This window comes from Hymenobacter qilianensis, from assembly GCF_014638675.1.
Classification (GTDB): Bacteria; Bacteroidota; Bacteroidia; order Cytophagales; family Hymenobacteraceae; genus Hymenobacter; species Hymenobacter qilianensis.
The window spans coordinates 1,430,338-1,448,690 of the sequence record NZ_BMFN01000002.1 but is presented as its reverse complement, the minus strand read 5'-3'; the positions used below and the strand labels follow the sequence as shown (position 1 = coordinate 1,448,690).

The 18,353-nt window shown below is 55.7% G+C and carries 15 protein-coding genes; 11 read left to right on the top strand and 4 right to left on the bottom strand.

The features are described from left to right. Positions 1-353: 353 nt before the first annotated feature. Positions 354-875, top strand: coding sequence for a hypothetical protein (locus IEW06_RS13835; RefSeq protein WP_188548431.1), 522 nt, complete (start codon positions 354-356; stop codon positions 873-875). A 41-nt stretch (positions 876-916) separates the two neighbouring features. Here the strand turns inward: IEW06_RS13835 and IEW06_RS13830 are convergent, their stop codons facing one another. The 3 genes from IEW06_RS13830 to IEW06_RS13820 are packed head-to-tail and all read right to left on the bottom strand — an operon-like array spanning position 917 to position 4,627. Next, complete coding sequence (locus IEW06_RS13830; protein ID WP_187733039.1) at positions 917-1,963, bottom strand: adenylate/guanylate cyclase domain-containing protein; 1,047 nt, start codon at positions 1,961-1,963, stop codon at positions 917-919. Positions 1,964-1,973: 10 nt separating this feature from the next. Beyond that, complete coding sequence (locus IEW06_RS13825) at positions 1,974-2,363, bottom strand: response regulator (RefSeq protein WP_187733038.1); 390 nt, start codon at positions 2,361-2,363, stop codon at positions 1,974-1,976. After that, the gene (locus IEW06_RS13820; RefSeq protein ID WP_229743125.1) at positions 2,360-4,627 is read right to left on the bottom strand and encodes a sensor histidine kinase; all 2,268 of its coding nucleotides are present in this window, start codon (positions 4,625-4,627) and stop codon (positions 2,360-2,362) included. Before IEW06_RS13820 ends, IEW06_RS13825 begins: the two co-directional genes overlap by 4 nt. Before the next feature lie 309 nt (positions 4,628-4,936). Here IEW06_RS13820 and IEW06_RS13815 point away from each other — a divergent pair, with 309 nt between their 5' ends. The 5 genes from IEW06_RS13815 to IEW06_RS13795 all read left to right on the top strand — a co-directional run bounded on the left by IEW06_RS13815 (position 4,937) and on the right by IEW06_RS13795 (position 9,882). Further along, positions 4,937-6,421, top strand: coding sequence for a sensor histidine kinase (locus IEW06_RS13815; RefSeq protein ID WP_187733037.1), 1,485 nt, complete (start codon positions 4,937-4,939; stop codon positions 6,419-6,421). 310 nt (positions 6,422-6,731) lie between these two features. After that, complete coding sequence (locus IEW06_RS13810) at positions 6,732-7,256, top strand: RNA polymerase sigma factor (protein ID WP_133274743.1); 525 nt, start codon at positions 6,732-6,734, stop codon at positions 7,254-7,256. Next, positions 7,246-8,178 carry a HEAT repeat domain-containing protein gene (locus IEW06_RS13805; protein WP_223284710.1) on the top strand — a complete coding sequence of 311 codons (933 nt, stop codon included), beginning with the start codon at positions 7,246-7,248 and terminating at the stop codon, positions 8,176-8,178. Before IEW06_RS13810 ends, IEW06_RS13805 begins: the two co-directional genes overlap by 11 nt. Continuing rightward, the gene (locus IEW06_RS13800) at positions 8,126-8,998 is read left to right on the top strand and encodes a DUF4097 family beta strand repeat-containing protein (protein WP_187733036.1); all 873 of its coding nucleotides are present in this window, start codon (positions 8,126-8,128) and stop codon (positions 8,996-8,998) included. The genes IEW06_RS13805 and IEW06_RS13800 overlap by 53 nt, the downstream gene beginning before the upstream one ends. Continuing rightward, a complete protein-coding gene (locus IEW06_RS13795; protein WP_188548430.1) occupies positions 8,995-9,882 on the top strand; it encodes a DUF4097 family beta strand repeat-containing protein in 888 nt (295 codons plus the stop codon). Before IEW06_RS13800 ends, IEW06_RS13795 begins: the two co-directional genes overlap by 4 nt. Before the next feature lie 160 nt (positions 9,883-10,042). Here IEW06_RS13795 and IEW06_RS13790 read toward each other — a convergent pair whose 3' ends face one another. Beyond that, positions 10,043-12,190: a carboxy terminal-processing peptidase gene (locus tag IEW06_RS13790; protein WP_188548429.1), complete on the bottom strand. Its 2,148-nt coding sequence runs from the start codon at positions 12,188-12,190 to the stop codon at positions 10,043-10,045. A gap of 263 nt (positions 12,191-12,453) precedes the next feature. Between IEW06_RS13790 and IEW06_RS13785 the strand changes: the two genes are divergently transcribed. The 5 genes from IEW06_RS13785 to IEW06_RS13765 all read left to right on the top strand — a co-directional run bounded on the left by IEW06_RS13785 (position 12,454) and on the right by IEW06_RS13765 (position 18,308). After that, positions 12,454-12,960, top strand: a complete 507-nt coding sequence (locus tag IEW06_RS13785; RefSeq protein WP_187733035.1) for a MarR family winged helix-turn-helix transcriptional regulator — start codon at positions 12,454-12,456, stop codon at positions 12,958-12,960. 229 nt (positions 12,961-13,189) lie between these two features. Then, a complete protein-coding gene (locus IEW06_RS13780) occupies positions 13,190-15,589 on the top strand; it encodes a TonB-dependent receptor (protein WP_229743124.1) in 2,400 nt (799 codons plus the stop codon). 327 nt (positions 15,590-15,916) lie between these two features. Next, a complete protein-coding gene (locus IEW06_RS13775) occupies positions 15,917-16,456 on the top strand; it encodes an RNA polymerase sigma factor (protein ID WP_187733034.1) in 540 nt (179 codons plus the stop codon). Positions 16,457-16,461: 5 nt separating this feature from the next. Next, positions 16,462-17,313: a HEAT repeat domain-containing protein gene (locus IEW06_RS13770; RefSeq protein ID WP_188548427.1), complete on the top strand. Its 852-nt coding sequence runs from the start codon at positions 16,462-16,464 to the stop codon at positions 17,311-17,313. Positions 17,314-17,531: 218 nt separating this feature from the next. After that, positions 17,532-18,308 (top strand): DUF4097 family beta strand repeat-containing protein, encoded by a 777-nt coding sequence (locus IEW06_RS13765; RefSeq protein WP_187733031.1) that lies wholly within the window; start codon positions 17,532-17,534, stop codon positions 18,306-18,308. The last annotated feature ends 45 nt before the right edge of the window (positions 18,309-18,353 follow it).

Genomic DNA, 18,353 nt, shown 5'->3' with positions numbered 1-18,353 from the left:
GGTATCATCGCTGGTGTAGTTTTCACGAAATAGTCTTTCAATACAAACGGTCTCTGTACCTCACTTGCAGTGCACTCAGACTAGGCTTGCATAATGTGGAAATAAGCCCCCAGCCCTCGACTTATTACCTGGTTATTGCTCGGTGCTTCCTGGCTACTAAGTATCAGGTAGCGCTTAGCTTTCAAGTAGATACACTATTTATGGGCTACGACTACTGTTTCGTTTCTTCTATAAAGACATTTACTGCAATAGCCCTGTTAGTGACCGTGAGCTGCAGCGGGTGCTGGCGGCGCGGCTCACTGGCCGAAAAAGCAGACGACACAGCCCAGCGGGCAGCGCCACAGATTGCGTCTGTGAGCAAAACTGCTCTCACGGATGCGCCGCTGCCCGTATTGGAGGAGTTGCCCGGCGTCGTGACTACCAGCCGGCATTATCCACTGCTTGCCCACACCAAAGGCCGGATCAAGCGTATATTCTTTGTGCCGGGTCAATACGTGCATAAAGGCGATATTCTGGTGAAGGGCTACGACCACAACTTTGTGGTGGCACCAATGAATGCCTTGGTTGCTGAGCGCCTGATAGACGGTAGTTCTTACTTGTCGCCAAACACCGTGGTGGCTTCACTGCTGGAGCTGGAGCCTTTCCAGATCAAAATAATGCCCCCCAGTGCTTATGCTCAGCCTGTTGCGCCGGGCTGGGGGGCAAATATCAGCCGTTCAGACGATAAGACTTTCGTCGCGAGCGGCGTGGTATTGGGCAGCCACATCACCGCCGATGGCTCTCTGTTTGTGGATTTGCGCCTGCGCCGCCTGGCTGGCGGCTCCCTGCTAGCTGGCACCGAAATAAAAGCCGTGCTGGCACCGCCGTCACTGTAAGCGACTGGTGGGGGCCAAAACCTGTGCTGCCGAACACGATGCTACGATATCACCTCATACGTCATCACGGGTAGGGCTTTGTTTTTCAAGGTGAATTCCTGCACGGGCTGACACTGGAACGACTCTTTTACCTGCTCGTAAGTGGCTGCGGTAATAAGAATCTGCCCGGGCTGGGCTACCGACTGCAAGCGCTGCCCCAGATTCACGGTGTCGCCGATGATGGTATAATCCAACCGCTTCAGGGAGACCGACCCGATATTGCCCGACACTACCTCCCCCGTACTGATGCCAATGGCTACATCCGGCCGGTAGGTAATGCCATCGGGGAGGGGCTCGGAGTTGGTTTGGAGCAAAGTGCGCACCGAGAGGGCCGCATCAATGGCGCGGTCGAGGTGAAACGTGCCCCTGAAAACAGCCATAACCGCGTCGCCCATAAACTTGTCGATGTAGCCGCCCTGCGCAATGATTTCCTTCACCATCTGGTCAAAGTACAGGTTCAGTAAGCGCACCAGCGCGTCGGCCTGTAGCTTTTCCGCCAGCGCCGTAAAGCCGCAGATATCAATAAAAACTACCGTGGCCTCAATGCTTTCACTGGCCATCAGGCGGTTTTCCAGGCCGGGGCGGGCCATGAAGTTGATGACCGTTTCGTCCACGTACATCTTCAGGATGTTGTTTTCCTGAATAGCCCTGATTGTTTCGCGCAGCTGCTTTACCTGCGCAATCGTCTTCTCCAGGGTTACTTCCAGGTCAGCAAAATCCACCGGCTTGCACACAAAGTCGAAGGCGCCCCGGTTCATGGCCATGCGGATGTTCTGCATGTCGCTGTAGGCCGACACCATCACCGTTTTCAGGGTGGGGTTCACCTCGGGCAGCTTGGTCAGCAGCGTTAGCCCATCCATCACGGGCATGTTGATATCGGACAAAACGATATCGATATCGGGCTGCTCCTTAAGCTTGTCGAGGGCCTGCTGCCCATCGTGGGCGAACCGAAACTCGTAGGTGCCTTCCCGAATTTTGCGTCGAAACTTCTGCTTGATCAGCAACTCTAAGTCAGCCTCATCATCTACCACCAGTATTTTGGTTTTCATAGCGCGGCTTTCAGATAGTGTTCAGGACAAGAAGTTTTTGCTTTAACGTAGCAAAATCAAGTGGCTTTGATAAAAAATCATTGGCTCCCAGCTCCATGGCTTTGTTGTAGCTCTCGGCATCGGCGTAGGCTGTAATCATCATCACCAGTGGGGGCGGAATCGGATGATCTTTTTTTATCAGGCGCAGTAGTTCTAGGCCACTCATGCCCGGCATGTTAATGTCGGACAAAATCAGCACTACTTCCGAATAATGTGGCTCCTGCTCTAAATATGATAAGGCCTCTTCGCCGGAAAAAGCGAAAGTAAACGAGAATATTCCCTCCCGGATTTCCCGCCGGAAGCGCTGCTCAAACAGGAGCCGTACGTCAGCCTCATCATCGACAACCAAGATCTTTCTCATATAGAATAGCTTAGCGTTTGTGTCTGTACGTGTTCCTGACTTACGGGGAGAGATACCGCAAACTCCGTGTATTCGCCGGGCTTCGTCGCGACAGTGATGGTGCCGCCGTGGCCTTTGGTGACGATGTCGTAGCTCAGGGAGAGGCCCAGCCCGGTACCTTCGCCGGGGGGCTTTGTCGTGAAAAAGGGATGAAAGATTTTCTGCCGGATAACTTCCGGGATTCCCATGCCATTGTCCTTCACCCGGATAACTACCTGCTCATTTTTCAGGCGCTTGGTGGCCACACACACTTCGGGCCGGTAGCCTGCCTGACCCAGCCGCTGCCGCTGCTGCACGGCATAGAAAGCGTTATTGATCAGATTCAGCAGCACGCGCCCTATTTCCTGCGGCACAAGCTCCACCAGACCCAGATTCTTGTCGAAATCGGTGGTGAGGGTGGCGTTGAAGTCTTTGTGCTTGGCACGCAGGCCGTGGTAAGCCAGGCGCAGGTACTCATCGGCCAGCGCGTTCAGGTCCGTGGGCTGCCGCTCCCCCCGACTCGCGCGCGAGTGTTCCAGCATGCCTTTTACAATGCTATCGGCCCGCTTTCCGTGATAGGTGATCTTCTCCAGGTTTTGCGATAAGTCATTAACCAGCTCCTCGGCCGATTTTCGCTCCTTATCGGGCAGGCTTATTAGGGGGCCCGCTTTGAGCTCCGCCAACAGGTCCACGCCCACCTCCGCGAAATTATTGACGAAGTTGAGCGGGTTCTGAATCTCGTGGGCGATGCCCGCCGTCAGCTCGCCCAGGCTGGCCATTTTCTCGCTTTGAATGAGCTGCTGCTGCATGGCTTGCAGATTGCTCAGGGTTTGCTGTAAAGCGGCCGTGCGCTGCTGCACCTGTTGTTCCAAAAGCTCGTTCTGCTGGGCCAGCAATTGCTGCTTCTCCTCCTGCTGCGCCGTGGCTTGGGCGGAAAGGCGCCGTACCTGAGCCAGCTTGATCATGAGCAGGCGACTATCTAGGGCAAACCGACAGGCCAGAAACAGCGAAATAGCCAGTACGGGGCACAAAAAAGCGGAGAACGTGAGCAGGGTATGCAGCGGAATACCCAGCACCTCCTGCCGAAGAATCTCCGACTGTAGTATAGAAAGCGAAGCAAACGTCAGGAGCAGCACGAAGGCGATGCCAAAGCCCAGGGCAATAATGCCCGCCGCGCGTTTGGCCTGCCGAAGTGCGCCAAGCGTAATCCGCAGCTGCTCCGCCGTAACAAGCAGCATAAAGCCCACCGTAGGATACCAGTGAAATCCCTGACCAAACATCAAGAGCAACAAACTGAAAATATTTGCTAGCCAGAGGCCGTAGTAAATGCGCCCGACCCGCAGGTAAAAGAAGCTGTAGAGCGCCCGCACGGCCAATACACTTCCTATCTGCAGGCTCGCGTAGGATACGATGTCCATACCAAGGCGTAGCCCGTGAGCGCCAATATCATCCAGAAAACCAGTGCAGAAAAAGGCGCTGGCTTCGGCCATGGTATACAGCGCAAAGTAAAAATTAGCCCGCTGATTCGGGTTGTAGACATAGAACGCGACATGCAGCGTACTGAGCAGGAGCAGCGCCCCAAAAAGGAGCATATCGGCCACTTTATACTTGGCTTCCTGCTTAAACTCCTCCTCGATCTGTTGCAGGCCACCCAGATGCCCTTGAAAAAAAGTGGGCACAAAAAAATCGTTGAAGGCGGAAAAAGCCCCCCAGTGCGCAACCCGCACGGCCAATACCTGCTCGCTCTCATCCGACAGAGGCAACTCGATAGGCTCTCTATTAGGCCAATAAGCCTGTACCAGCACCGGTATAGAACTCACCACTCCGTACTGACGCAGCAGCTGCCCATTCAGGTAAACTTCCGAAGCGGCATATTGGGAGATGCTCAATATCAGGGCTTTGCGTTGTAGCTCAGGACTTACCTGGAAGCGCAGGCGCAGCCAGCCAATGCCCGCCTGCTCTACTTGCGGTAGCTGCCGGGGCGGAAGCGTTGGGTTGATCGGTTGCCAATTTTGGTCGTCGAAGTCCGGCTGCGCCCACTGTTCATCGTCGCCGGCCTGAAACTTCCAGCCTTTGTCGAGCACAATGCCGCTGGGGGGCATTTTATCGAAATACACCGCCTTGCCAGCGCCTGATTGCGCCATTCCTACCCGTATGACACAAACCAGTGCCAGCAGCAGCAGAGCTTTTATGGGCAGATAGCAGTGCATAATAGGCAATAATGCTTCCGATGCGGTGGCGAGCAATTCTAGCTTCAGCAGCCGGCTGTGCTCGTAAAATAGTGAAGTGCTTATGCCTGCTCAGGCATAGGCGGAAGGCAGCAGAGCAGACACGCTAACCGGCCGGCGCAAGCCTTTGACGATAAGAGGATCACAACTAAATATAGTATGATTATAGGTGGAACAATTATAAATGAATCCATTTCAACTAAATTACTTATTCTTAGCCATTCGGCCTATCCGTTTCATTTCATAAGCCATAAGCAACGGTAACGGCCCACCTTCGTCATTCCGGTGACTTTCGCCCTAATCTATCCTTAGTCAGTTAGTTCTGCTATGCTCACACTTCACAAGTCGGCGGGGGATGATGCTCCGGCTGGGCTTCTGGCTAAGTTGATTTTGCCCTTTCAGGAAGTATGGAAGCGCATCATCAACATTGGAGTGCACAAGGAGCTTACCGAATGGCAATGGAAGCGGGTGCGGCTGCTGAATGGGATAAGCGCCATCACGCTTACCATTTATGCCGGCTACGTTGTCGTGTTCTTCAACTCCCCCGACTGGCTGACGTTTCGGATCTGCCTGGCGGGCGTTTTTCTGAACTTACCCCCGTTTATTCTCAACTATTATCGTCGCTACAACGCCTCGGCTTACTATTGCATTCTGAGTGTCACGGTGTTGTGCTCGTTTATCGCCGTTGCCCGCAAATACGACGGCGTAGAGTATTACCTGATTTCCAACAGCATTGTAGCCATGCTGTTCTTTCGCAAATTCTGGAAAATACTCATGCTGTTTTCGCTCAACGTAGCCGCCTATTTTGCCGTGCGCTACGCCATGCAGTACGTCCAGCCTTTTCTATATGTGAAGGATAGCTCGTATTTCTACAATGCCAACGTGCTGCTGTTTTTCATGACGTTGTTTTTTGTGGTGTATTATTTCCGCGCCGAAAACTTTCGGCAGGAACAGATGCTCAGCCAGAAAAACGAAACCCTGGGCCAGTCGCTGGAGTATTTGCAGAAGACCCAGGACCAGCTGGTGCAGCAGGAAAAGCTGGCCTCGCTGGGGGCCCTCACCGCCGGCATCGCCCACGAAATTCAGAACCCGCTCAACTTCGTCGATAATTTCTCGGAGGTGGGCATAGAGCTGGTAGAAGAGCTGCGCCAGGAGCTGGACCACGAGCCCATCTCAGAAAAACGCAGGCACACCATAACGATGCTTCTGGATGATCTGGCCCAAAGCCAGAAGAAGGTAAATGAGCACGCCGACCGCGCCGGCAATATTGTGCGGGGCATGCTTCTGCACTCCCGCGCCAGCAGGGGGGAGCGGGTACCGACGGACCTGAACGCGCTGGCCGACGAGTACCTGCGCCTGGCCTACCACGGCCTGCGCGCCAAGCACAAAGACTTCAACGCCACCCTCACCACCGATTTCAACCTGCAATTGGGCCCGATAACCGTGGTGGTCGAGGATATCAGCCGGGTGCTGCTGAATTTGTTTACCAATGCCTTTTATGCGGTGCATAAAAAGGCCACACAATTGCCACCCGGCAGCAATTATAAGCCCACCGTTTCGGTGAGTACGCAGCGGGCGGTAAACGGCGTGCTGCTGCGGGTGCGCGACAATGGCACCGGCATTCCGCTGGATGTGATTGACAAGATTTTTCACCCCTTTTTCACGACCAAGCCGCCGGGCGAGGGCACGGGTCTGGGCCTCTCCCTGAGCTACGACATCGTCACCAAAGGCCACGGTGGCACGCTCACGGTGAATTCAGAAATCGGCGAGTACAGCGAGTTCACGGTGTGGCTGCCAGAGGCGCGCGCCTAAAAAAGCCCCCCAGGTTGTAGAGACGCGATACTTCGCATCTTGGCGTTGCTGATGTTGTTTAGCCGACGCAGTGTCAGTCGTTCAACGAGGAGACGCGAAGTGTCGCGTCTCTACACCGTTCTTATTTGCACCAAAAAGCCCCCCAGGCTGGATTGTTCGGCTTCAACGTGCTGAAAATCCAGCCTGGGGGGCTTTTTTTGAAAAAAGATGACGACTTGCTGTAACCTTCGGGAGTTGGCGCGGTGTCCACATCAAAATAAGCTCAAAAACTACCTCCAACCGGTTGAACTCGCTCACAGACAATGCGCTCATGCTTCGGGTGAAGGCCGGAGACGTGGACCGGATGGGGTTGCTCTTTGAGCGCTACCACCGCAAGCTGTTCGGCTTTCTGTACCACATGCTGGGCCAGGCCGAGGCCAGCGAAGACCTGGTGCAAACGGTGTTCTACCGGATGCTGAAATACCGTCACACCTTCACTGGCGACGGCGAGTTCAGAACCTGGATGTATCACCTGGCGCGCAACGTCCTGGCCGACCATGTGAAGAAGAATCGGCACTCGGTTCGGCATTCTGATGTAGCCGATTATGCCGAAAAAATTGGGGGTGGAGTAGGGGCTGACGAGCAACTACAGCGCGAGCAGGAAGTAGCTACCCTGCACAGCGCCCTGGCTAAGCTAAGTGCCGAAAACCGCGAGGTACTGGTGCTGAGCCGCTTTCAGGAATTGAAATACGAGGAAATAGCCCGCGTGATGAACACGACTGAAGGCGCCGTGAAGGTGCGCGTGCACCGGGCCATGAATGAGTTGAAGACCATCTATTTGCGAATTGAAAACTGACGGGAAGGCCATGAACTGCGACCATATAAAAGAACAACTCACGGAGTACCTGAACCACCAGCTGCCGGATGCCGAACGGTTTGCGCTGGAGGCTCACGTGGCCAAGTGCCCCGGGTGCCAGGAAGAGCTGGAAAGCATGCAGCAGATGTGGCAAACGCTCGGCAGCGTGCCCGTGCCGGAGCCCAGCGAAAACCTGCGCCCCGAGTTCTACGCCATGCTCGCTTCCTATAAAGAAACGATGCCCACGGCCTTAGCTACTCCGCTGGGGGGCTTTTTTGGCTGGCTGCAAAGCTTGATGCTGCCCCAGTCCGCGGTGCGGTTGGCGTATGGACTCAGCTTGCTGGCCGTTGGGCTGGTGGGCGGGTATTGGCTGAACAATAAAAAAACCGCCGCCACGCCGGAGCAGCAGCAACTCGCCACGCTGACTACGCAGGTAGAGCAAATGCGCCAGGTAATGCTGTTGTCGCTCATCAAAAACCCCTCGGCCAGTGAGCGGCTGCGGGCCGTGAGCTACACCAAGGAAATAAGCGGCCCCAATGACCGCGTGATTGAGGCCCTGCTCAGCACCCTCAACCACGACGACAACGTGAACGTGCGCCTTGCCACGCTGGAAGCCTTGGCCGAGCTGGCCGATGAGCCGAAAGTCCGGATGGGGCTGGTGCAGTCGCTGCCGCAGCAGGAGTCGCCGCTGGTGCAGTCGGCCCTGGCCGATGTGATGGTGCAGCTCCAGGAAAAGCGGTCGGTGCAGCCCTTACGCCGCCTGCTCAAGCAGCCTGACCTGAACCAGACGGTCAAAGACAAAATCAAAGAAAGCATCAAAACCTTATCAACGGGCCAGCCTGCTGCGCCCTCAACCTCCAACGACTACGATGAAACGTTCCTTTCTCCCCAGCCTGATCGGTCTGCTGGTGCTATTGTCTAGCTGCCAGCTTTGGGCCCAAAACCGCGAAAACGAAGAAAAAATTAACAAAGAATTCACGCTCACCGGCGACGCAGCCCGCAGCACGCTGGCCGTGTACAACATCTTCGGTTCAGTGCGCGTGCAGGGCTACAGCGGCAATAAAGTGGTCATTGAGGCCACCAAAACCATCAGCGGCCCCGATGCGAAAACCATAGAGCAGGGCGTAAAAGAAGTGAAGCTGGGTTTTGAGCAGCGCGGCGACAGCGTTATTGCCTACATCGCTGAGCCCTACGACTCGCGCCCCCGACGCAATAACAACCGCAACGATAACCGCGACATCGAATACAAGGCCACCATCGATTATGTAGTGAAAGTGCCCTCGCAGATGCACGTGCACGTCTCGACGGTAAACGATGGCGAGGTGATGGTGCAGGACGTTAGCGGTTCGCTGCGGGCCTACAACGTGAACGGGGCAATTACGCTCAAAAACGTGAAGGGCACCACGAAAGCGCGCACCGTGAACGGCAACGTGGAAGCTACCTACCTGGCCAGCCCCCCGGAAGCGTCTTCCTACAACACCATCAATGGGGATATCAAGGTGACGTACCCGGCCAACCTCTCGGCAGATGTGCACTTCAAAAGTATGCACGGCGAGCTGTTCACCGACTTTCCTGAGGTGGAAGCCCTGCCGGTGCAAGTCACTCAGAACAAGCAAAGTACCGGCAGCGGTACCAAATACAAACTAACCAAGGACACAGCAGTGCGGCTGGGCAAGGGCGGAAAGGATTTCCGCTTCGAAACCCTCAACGGCGACGTGACCATCAAACAGCAACCCAAATGAAATCCCCCTTGCATAGTCAATCCCGCCTTCGCCAAACCCTCCAAGCCAGTCTGTTGGCACTGCTACTGACTTCTTCACTGCCGCTTTTCGCCCAAACCCGGGAAAAAACCAAGGAGCAGGTGAAAGAACAGATAAAAGAGCAGGTAGTCGTGGCGCTGAGCTCGCCCGGTAAGCCCGGCTCGCTGAACGTAAAACTGGTCGGCGGCTCCATCAACGTAGTGGGCTACAACGGTAAAGACGTTGTAATTGAAGCTTCAGCCCGCAACGAACAACGCGGCCGAAGTGCACCCACCGGCGACGCCTCCGGTATGCGGCGTATCGACCGAAACCCCAGCTTCGACCTGACGGCCGAGGAAAGAGACAACAAGGTTTATATCAAGACCAACTCCTGGCAGCAGCCTATCGACCTGGTTATCAAAGTTCCGCAGCAGTTTTCGCTGAAAATCGGCACGGTGCAGGACGGCGATATTGTGGTCGAGAATGTGAGCGGAGAGCTGGAAGTCAGCAACGTAAACGGTAGCGTGCAGCTCAAGCAAGTGTCGGGCTCGGCGGTGGCCAACACAGTAAATGGCTCTGTGACAGCGACTTTTAAGAACGTGGCCAGCGGTGCGCCCATGGCTTTCTCAACCGTCAACGGCAAAGTCGACGTGACCTTTCCCGCCAACGCGAAAGCTGCCTTCAAGATGAAGTCTGACTTCGGTGAGATTTACAGCGACTTCGATCTGGCCACGGAAAAAAGCCCCCCAAAGGTCAATAAGACGGCCCAGAGCGGCACCTACCGCGTCAGCACCGACGACTGGAGCTACGGCAAGATCAACGGTGGTGGCGCCGAGATTATGATGAAGTCGCTCAACGGCAACTTGTACATCCGTAAAGCCAAGTAAGGTAGACTAGGCAGGCGTTTAATAATAATCGTCCGTCATCCTGACGCAGGAAGGACCTTATCCCTGAAGAACAATTTCTTTCAACGTGAGAAGGTCCTTCCTGCGTCAGGATGACAGACGATTATAGGAGTTTTACCTACATCCGCCTTAAAAAAGCCCCCTACAACGCATCCTTAATTACAGCTACAGCTTCGCGTAAGGCCAAATCCTTGCGCAGCGGCTTCACGAAGCGGGCAGCACGGTTAGTGAGCGTGGTGTCGGCAGGAGAAGTGGTAGCAGCGGCGGCAGTGTTGAGGGGGGCAATTTGCAGGTCAGGCAGCAGCTTTTGCGACTCCGTGTACTTATTAGAAGCAGCTCGCGTCAGTTCCTGCTCGGCCCGGTAGCCCTCCAGATTTAGCGAAACCTTGGTGTCGTTCTTTCGCTTCTGCATTCGCTCCACCGATTCGGTGATGAGTTTTAAGCCTGGGCTGGTGGCTACGCGGTTATCGCTAGCGGCCACTAGCTGCGGCAGGGAAGCAGCCCCCGACCATGTCTTATAAGGAGCAGGCGCAATTTCGTCCCAAGGCAATGGATACTCAGTATCTTTTTCACCATCTCCGAGCGTGCTGTAGGCATCCGGCACCACTACATCCGGCGTCACGCCCTTGAACTGCGTGGAGCCGCCATTGATGCGGTAGTATTTCTGTATCGTCAGCTTCAGCGAGCCGAAAGGCTTTAGGCTGTTGAAGGTGGCAGGCAGCACCTGATCCAAGTCGAACATCTGCTGCACGGTGCCTTTGCCGTAAGTGGTGTTGCCCAGAATAAGTCCGCGCTTATAATCCTGGATAGCAGCCGCCAGAATCTCGGAAGCGGAGGCGCTGTACTTATTTACCAGCACTACCAACGGGCCTTCGTACTGCACATCATTGTCGGGGTCGCCGATAATCTGGGCGGCCCGCTGCCGGCTTTTAATCTGCACCATCGGGCCGCTTTTCACGAATAAGCCCGCCATTTCCACCGCATCCTGCAGGGAGCCGCCGCCATTAAAGCGCAAATCGAGCACGATGCCTTGCACACCTGCTTTCTTCAGCTTTTCCAACTCTTTCTTTACATCGGTGGCCGAGCTGCGGCCGCCATTATGGTTGAAATCGGCGTAGAAGCTGGGCAGCAGAATGTAGCCGATTTTGCGCCCGCCTTCATTCACCACCGCCGATTGGGCATAGGTTTCTTCGATAATGACCACGTCGCGGATAATGCTGATAACGTGGGTGCTGGCATCGGGCTTGCGCACCGTCAGGCGCACTTCCGTGCCTTTCTTCCCCCGAATCAGCTTCACTACTTTATCCCGGCGCATCCCACTGATATCAACTGGCTCCGCGTCGCCTTGGGCCACACGCAGAATGATGTCGCCGGTTTTGAGCTCGCCCTGCCGGTAAGCGGCGCTGCCGGGCACAATATCCGCTACCGTAATCTGGCCGTCTTTCTCATTGAGCAAAGCCCCCGTGCCTTCGAGGCGGCCCGTGAGCGCAATATCGAAGTTGTCTTTGTCCTGGGGGGCAAAATACTCGGTGTGCGGGTCGTAAGCGTTGGTGAGAGAAGAGGCGTAGAGGGCCAGGCGGTCGGCGGCGTCGGTTTGCTTTATGTCGTTGAACCACTCATCATAATACTTCAGTACGCGCTTGCGGGCATCCGCTTCCAGCTCGGCCGGGGTGCGCTTGGTGATGGGGCCGGCCTGCTTAGCCGCCAAAGGCTTTTCGGCTTTTTTAGCTTGCTCGTCCATCATCTCCGATACCTGAACCAGCGTCTGATACTTGAGCAGCCGGTGCCAGTAGTCGCGGCGGGCAGCGGCATCGACCGGGTAATCTAGCTTGTCGGGGTCCGTTTCAAACGACTCGGCTACGGTCAGATCGAACGGATTGGCCAGCAGCTCCCGGTACATGGTTTGGGTTTCGGCGATGCGCTGCTCAATCAATTTGGTACTCAAATCCAGAAAAGGATGGTTGCCTTGCTTCAGCTCATCATCAAGCGCATTCTGATACTTGCGGAGCTGCTGCACATCAGCTTGCAGCAGAAAGCGATGACCCGAATCGAGGCGCTTCAGATACAGGTCAAATACCCGCTGCGAGAACTTGTCGTCGATAAGCTGGGGTTGGTAGTGCGCTTCGCTTAAGCCCTGCACCAGCGTTTTCAGTAGCACCTCATCTTTCGGATTGTCCACCTGCACGCTGCCCGACCTTAGCCATGAAGGCGGCGAGTTGAAGGCGGTTAAACCAGAAATACCGAGTAGCAAAACGGTGCTGTAAGTAGCAATAGCGCGGGAAGAAAGCATAGCAGAGGAAGAAAAAACGGAGGAAAGCCAGGTGAAAAGCTGATCAGTACACCTAGCAATAAGGTACGAAGAATTAAGCTACAACACATATGAAGCCGAAGTAGGATAAAGATGGAATCATGCTAGGCAGGTTGTTCCAATGAGGAAAATTATTTCGGTTGAATTTGCCCTCCCAGCAATCATTATGATATATCATTAAAATTTATTTCGTTTGTATGCAACTTCGATGATATGTCATAGTCTGTAGTACGAAATCTTTCGTGATGCTAAACGAAATCCTCTTTTATTCCCTCGACCGGGCCATCCGGCAATACCGCAAGTTCGCGCAAGCCAACATTGACCGGGCCGGTATTGACATCACCGTAGACCAGTGGCTGGTGCTGCGCGTGATTGATGAGCACGACGATTTAACCCAAGCCGATATAGCCGAGCGGGTTTTCAAAGACCAGGCATCGGTGGCCCGCATCATTGCCCTGCTGCTCAAGCGCGGTTTGATAGGGGCAGAGCCATTGCCCAATGATGGTCGGCGCACCCAGCTGCGGGTAACCGTGGCGGGCCACGATACGCTGGTGGCCGTGCAGCCAGTGGTGCTCAGCAACCGCGCCACCGCGCTGGAAGGCCTCAGCGAAACCACCCTGGACCAGATGCGGCAGGGCCTGGAGCGCATTTATACCAATTGCCTGCCTCCTCAGGCAGCACTCGAGAACGCAACTCAACTGTCACCAGCTGAAAAGCTTCAGCCTCTCGCCAAAGGCTCTTCAACTCAGTAAAGTCGGTTTCTATGTATACAAGTTATCGTCCGCCGCCTGCCTGATCAGGCTAATTTGCCCCCCGGCTTTTCTGTAAGCCACCCTCCCGATTACTGCTTATAAATACCGTGGCCAAAATGGTCACGCTCCTCACTGTGTCCATACTTTTCTCCCTATAGCTATGCCAACCTTTCTCCTTTTTCGGCCTTTACCTGCTGCAAAGCGCGTTTTTTGCCTTCTTCTGCCAGGCTTGCTTGCCGGCTTTAGCGCCACTGCCCAGAGCCGCGTGAGCGGTACTGTACGGAGCGCCGATGCGGGTACGGGCATTGAGTACGCCACCGTTACGCTGCACCGCGCCGCCGACTCTGCCATGGTCAAAACAGAGTTCAGTGATGCGCAGGGGGCTTTTCGCTTCGAGCAGGCCACCCAGGGGCGTTACCTGGTGTCGGCGGCGCAGGTTGGGTTTGTGCGAACGTGGTCGGGGCCGTTTGAGGTAACGACGCAGAACTACACGCTGCCGGCTTTGGTGTTGAAATCCAGCCAGGCCACGGCCCTGAAGGAAGTAACCGTAATTGGGCAAAAACCGCTGTACGAGCGCCTCGCCGACCGTACTGTAGTAAACGTGGAAGGCTCGGCGCTGGCCGCCGGTAACACCACGCTCGATGTACTTAACCGGGCCCCCGGCGTAACCGTGGACGGCAGCGACAATCTGGCTTTGCGGGGGCGTCAGGGCGTATTGGTGCTTATTGATGGCAAGCGCCAGCCCATGACGGGCACGGAGCTGGCTGACTACCTGCGCGCGTTGCCCGCTGATCAGCTGAAAAGCATTGAGCTGATAACGAACCCACCGGCCAAATACGATGCCCAGGGCGGGGCGGGTATCATCGCCATCAACCTTAAAAAAGACCAGCGCCAGGGCACCAATGGCTCCGCTAATGCCAGCTACGGCCGCAGCCAGTACGACAAGTTTACGGGGGGCTTTTCGCTTAATAGTCGGCGCAAGGAATTGAATACGTTTGGTAGCTACACCTACACAAACCGTGAAGGTCTTGGCAAGCTGGATATTTATCGGGATTTCTTCGATAACAGTACGGGCAGCCAGGTGCTCATCGGCAGCAGCGACCAGCAAAACAGCAGCATCAGCCGCTCGAAGACGCACAGCGGGCGGGCCGGCTTTGACTACAATTTCTCGGAGCGCACTGTGGTAGGAGCAGCCTTTAGCGGCTTGTCGAACAAAGGGCCCGGGCTCGCGCGCAACCAAACCACTCTTTTTGATGGCACAGGTACTATTGCCGATGTATATAATGCCAATACTAACCGGGATTTTCGGTCGGCAAACGGTACCGCCAATCTGAACTTCAAGCACACCTTTGCCGACTCGGCCAACAGCGGTGAGCTGACCGCCGATGTGGACTATGCTCGCTACACCCTCGACCGTTTGCAGGAGCAGCGCACCGAATACTTACTCCAAGAGCGCATCGGTAATCTGCTCGTCGGTGATCAGGAGGGTGATTTGGCCATCATGTCGGCGAAGGCAGACCTGATACAGCCGTTGCCCCGAAAAACGCGGCTGGAGGCGGGGGCCAAAATCAGCCGCGTTACCTCCGATAATGATGTGGTATTTCGGAACACCGAAGGCAGCGTGACTACGATTGACTTCAACCGCACGAACCGCTTCAAATACGAGGAAAACATTGGCGCCGCTTACCTGAATCTGAATCGGACCTTAGCCAAAACCAGCTTGCAGGCGGGCCTGCGGGTAGAGCAAACCAAGGCTATTGGTCGCCAGGTGGTGGGCGATAGTAGTTTCCGCCGCAACTATGCCCAGCTGTTTCCGAGCGCAGCCCTAAAGCGCACCTTGAGCGATAAGCACGAGATGAACCTGACCCTGAGCCGGCGCATCAACCGCCCATCGTACGGGCAGCTCAACCCCTTCCGCATCATTATTAACCCTACTACGTCGGGGGCGGGAAATCCCAATCTGTTGCCGGAAACGAGCTACAATCTGGAGCTTTCGCACACCTTCAAGCAGAAATTTACCAGCACCCTCAGCTATAGCCGCACCGACCAGCCCATTATTGGCGTGGTGCAGCCCGAAACGGACTCAACAGTTGTTTCTACCAGCGTAAACCTGAGCCGCCAGGATTATTATGCCTTGACGCTGACGGCCCCTCTGGAAATCAAGAAATGGTGGCAGATATACAACAACGCCGTGTTCTATTACAGCCGCTTTGTGGGCGATTTGGCCGGTACTTCACTTGATAAAGGTCGGCCGGCGTTCAACATCACCAGCAACAGCACCTTTACCTTCGAGAAGGGCTGGGGCGCGGAGCTGAACACCAGCTTTCAGTCGGGCGAGCAGTATGGGTTTCTGCGCGTGAAGCCCAACGGGCAGGCGTCGCTGGGTATCCAGAAATCGGTGTGGGACCGCAAGGGGAATATTAAGCTGAGCGTGAGCGACCTGTTTTACACCCGCAAAGTGCGGGCGGTTTCGGCCTACGATAATTACGTGGAGCGCTTCTATCAGCGCCAGGATTCTCGCGTGGCCACGCTTTCCTTCACTTATCGATTTGGCAATGACAAACTAGCGCCTACGCGCCGCCGCCAAGGTGGCGCCGAGGATGAGAAGCGCCGGGCCGGCGGGTCGTAACATCCTCTTTTTCGAAAAAGCCCCCCAGCTGTAGCGCGGTTACAGCTGGGGGGCTTTTTTGTGGAAAGTGGCTTTGGGAATCCAATTATCATGTCATGCAGAGCAGAGAGAAGCATCTCGCGTGCTGATGTCTGATTAGTAATTCCGCTAAACAGGCGAGAGATGCGTCGTCCCTGGCTTGATGCGCCACATGCTCTGCATGACGTTCCGAGATTATGTCATGTATTCCTAGACAGTTTTTACCTCTCAAGAAAAATATTTTAATACCCTTGTAACGATTGCCAAATCTCCCGGTACTCGCTGCAATCCAACTCCAAAACTCACGCGGTGGAAACCAGAAGCGACGAAGAACTAATGGCAGCCGTGCAGGCCGACGACCTCGACCAGGTGGTGCCGTTGTTCGAGCGCTACCAAGGGCCACTGTTTAACTTCCTCTACCGCCTCACCAGCGACTACGAAACCAGCCAAGACCTCACGCAAACCGTGTTTGAGCGCCTGCTGAAGTACCGGGCCAGCTACCGGCCGGGGCAGCCCTTCCGGGCCTGGGCCTACCAGCTGGCCCGCAACGTGCACACCGACCACTGGCAGCGCAACCAAAAAATGCGCACCACCGACGTGGTGGAAGTGGAGCGCAAAGGGGCCTTGGGCGGCGCGGCCTTCCGCCACACGGCCGCCGTTGACCGCGAGCAGGATTTGCACGAGGCTATGGCCCTGCTGCCGCCCGCGCAACACGAAATCCTGGTGCTGCACCGCTTCCAGGGCTTCAGCTACGAGGAAATAGCCGACATGCTGGGCTGCACGGCGGGCGCGGCCAAAGTAAAAGCGCACCGGGCCTTACAAGCCTTGCGCACCATTTATTTCAACTAACGACCATGAATATCACGCCTTCATCTTCCGATTGCCTCGACGTAGCCGACCTGCTGGTTGACTATGCCGAGCACAGCCTGCCCCCGGAGCAAACGGCCCGGATGGCGGCCCACGTAGCCAACTGCCCTCGCTGCCAGGAGCGCGTAGCGCAGTTGCAGGAGCTGGGGGGCAAATTTGAAGCAGCCGAGCCCGTAAGTCCTCCGCTAGCGCTGCGCGTGAACTTTATGGCCACGCTGGAGCGGGAAAAAGCGGCGCTCTCGAAGCCCAAATCGGGAGTGGGCGAAGCGAAAGTAGTACGCTTAGAGCCTGCCGCGTCGGAGCAGTCGGCTGCGTGGTGGCTGCGCATTGCCGCCAGTCTCTTGCTACTGGCTACGGGTGTTCTACTCGGCAACCTGTGGCGGCCCATGGGAGCTGATGTTGCCGGCGTCACCACGACTGAGACTACCACCGACCCACGCTTTCGTGCGCTCAAGGTAAATCCTGTGGCGCCTTCCCTCTCCGCCAGCGACCGGATTCAGCTGGTAAATGAGATGGCCGGAGGCACTGAGGGCAGTGCCGACCCAACGGTGCAGGCACTCATCAACACGCTCAACTTCGACCCAAATACCAACGTGCGGCTGGCCGCCGGGCAGGCTCTTTATCGCCTCCGCGACGACCCGCGAGTAGGAGAGGCCTTCGTGCAATCTCTTACTATTCAAACCGACCCCAACGTGCAGATTATGCTCATCGAGCTGCTGGTAGCCCTGCGCGAAAGGCGCGCTGTGCCTGAGCTGGAGCGTCTGTCGCAGCGGCGCGATGCCTTGCCCATCGTGCGCCAGCAGGCGGAGTCTGGGCTGGGTCAGCTGATACAGATATAAAACGCAACATCGTACAGGTCTGACCGAAGCAAAGGTGCTGGTTACGAAGCTAAAAAGATGCTTCGCTCAGCTCGATATGGCTACCTGATAAGCTCACCTACACAATTTTTGATTCCCCTTTCAATTCATTTTCCCAACGAACTGGGCTTGAAAAAAGCCCCCCGGAAGTCGCGGTTGCGGGTACGTTCGACTCCTTTTCTACTCCACTTCTCTTTGTCATGAAAAAGACTCTGTTTCTCACTCTAATCTACCTGTTAGCGGCTAGTCCGGCCCTGTGGGCCCAGGAATATAAGCTTAAGCTCGGCGGTAAAGCCCGCAAAATTGTGCTGGATATGAACGGCAGCAACGTCACGCTGGAAGGCTACAACGGTGATGAGCTCATCATTCGGGGCAACGGTTTCGAGCCGGCGCCTAAGCGCGCCGAAGGGCTGCGGCCCGTGTACAACTCAGCCGTCGACAACACCAAGATTGGCCTCTCCGTGACTGAAAAGGATAATGTGGTTCGCGTGGTGCAGGCTTCCCGCAAGGATACTGACTATGTAATCCGGGTGCCGCGCCAAACAGCGGTCGTGTTTACCCAAACCCAGTTTGGCAGCGGCAATCTGAAAGTAACCGACTTGCAGGGCGACCTGGAAGTGAACATGAAGAACGGCGACGCGCAGCTCCTGAATATGGGCGGCGGAGTTGTAGCCAACAGCATCAGCAGCGATATTATCGTGCGCTACGCTGGGGTGGGCAAATCTCCCAGCTCTATTTCCAGCGTGAGTGGTGCGGTCGATGTCACGATGCCGGCCAGCAGCAAAACCACGCTTCAACTGCGCACCATTTCGGGTGAAGTCTACACCGACTTCGACATCAACATGGGCAAGGGCAAAGAGGACGACGGGTTGCGCCGCGTAGGTGGCCAAACCGTGGAGGGCAGCGTGAATGGCGGTGGTACCAAAATCGCCCTGCAATCAATAAGCGGCGACGTGTTCGTTCGCAAAGCCAAGTAATATTTCTGTCTGCATATCAATTGGTTACACAATCTTAATCACTGC

Excerpts from the sequence above, each read along its gene's own strand:
- IEW06_RS13830 (WP_187733039.1), bottom strand. The coding sequence starts at position 1,963 with ATGAAAACCAAAATACTGGTGGTAGATGATGAGGCTGACTTAGAGTTG.
- IEW06_RS13825 (WP_187733038.1), bottom strand. The coding sequence starts at position 2,363 with ATGAGAAAGATCTTGGTTGTCGATGATGAGGCTGACGTACGGCTCCTG.
- IEW06_RS13815 (WP_187733037.1), top strand. The coding sequence starts at position 4,937 with ATGCTCACACTTCACAAGTCGGCGGGGGATGATGCTCCGGCTGGGCTT.
- IEW06_RS13810 (WP_133274743.1), top strand. The coding sequence starts at position 6,732 with ATGCTTCGGGTGAAGGCCGGAGACGTGGACCGGATGGGGTTGCTCTTT.
- IEW06_RS13800 (WP_187733036.1), top strand. The coding sequence starts at position 8,126 with ATGAAACGTTCCTTTCTCCCCAGCCTGATCGGTCTGCTGGTGCTATTG.
- IEW06_RS13795 (WP_188548430.1), top strand. The coding sequence starts at position 8,995 with ATGAAATCCCCCTTGCATAGTCAATCCCGCCTTCGCCAAACCCTCCAA.
- IEW06_RS13790 (WP_188548429.1), bottom strand. The coding sequence starts at position 12,190 with ATGCTTTCTTCCCGCGCTATTGCTACTTACAGCACCGTTTTGCTACTC.
- IEW06_RS13785 (WP_187733035.1), top strand. The coding sequence starts at position 12,454 with ATGCTAAACGAAATCCTCTTTTATTCCCTCGACCGGGCCATCCGGCAA.
- IEW06_RS13770 (WP_188548427.1), top strand. The coding sequence starts at position 16,462 with ATGAATATCACGCCTTCATCTTCCGATTGCCTCGACGTAGCCGACCTG.
- IEW06_RS13765 (WP_187733031.1), top strand. The coding sequence starts at position 17,532 with ATGAAAAAGACTCTGTTTCTCACTCTAATCTACCTGTTAGCGGCTAGT.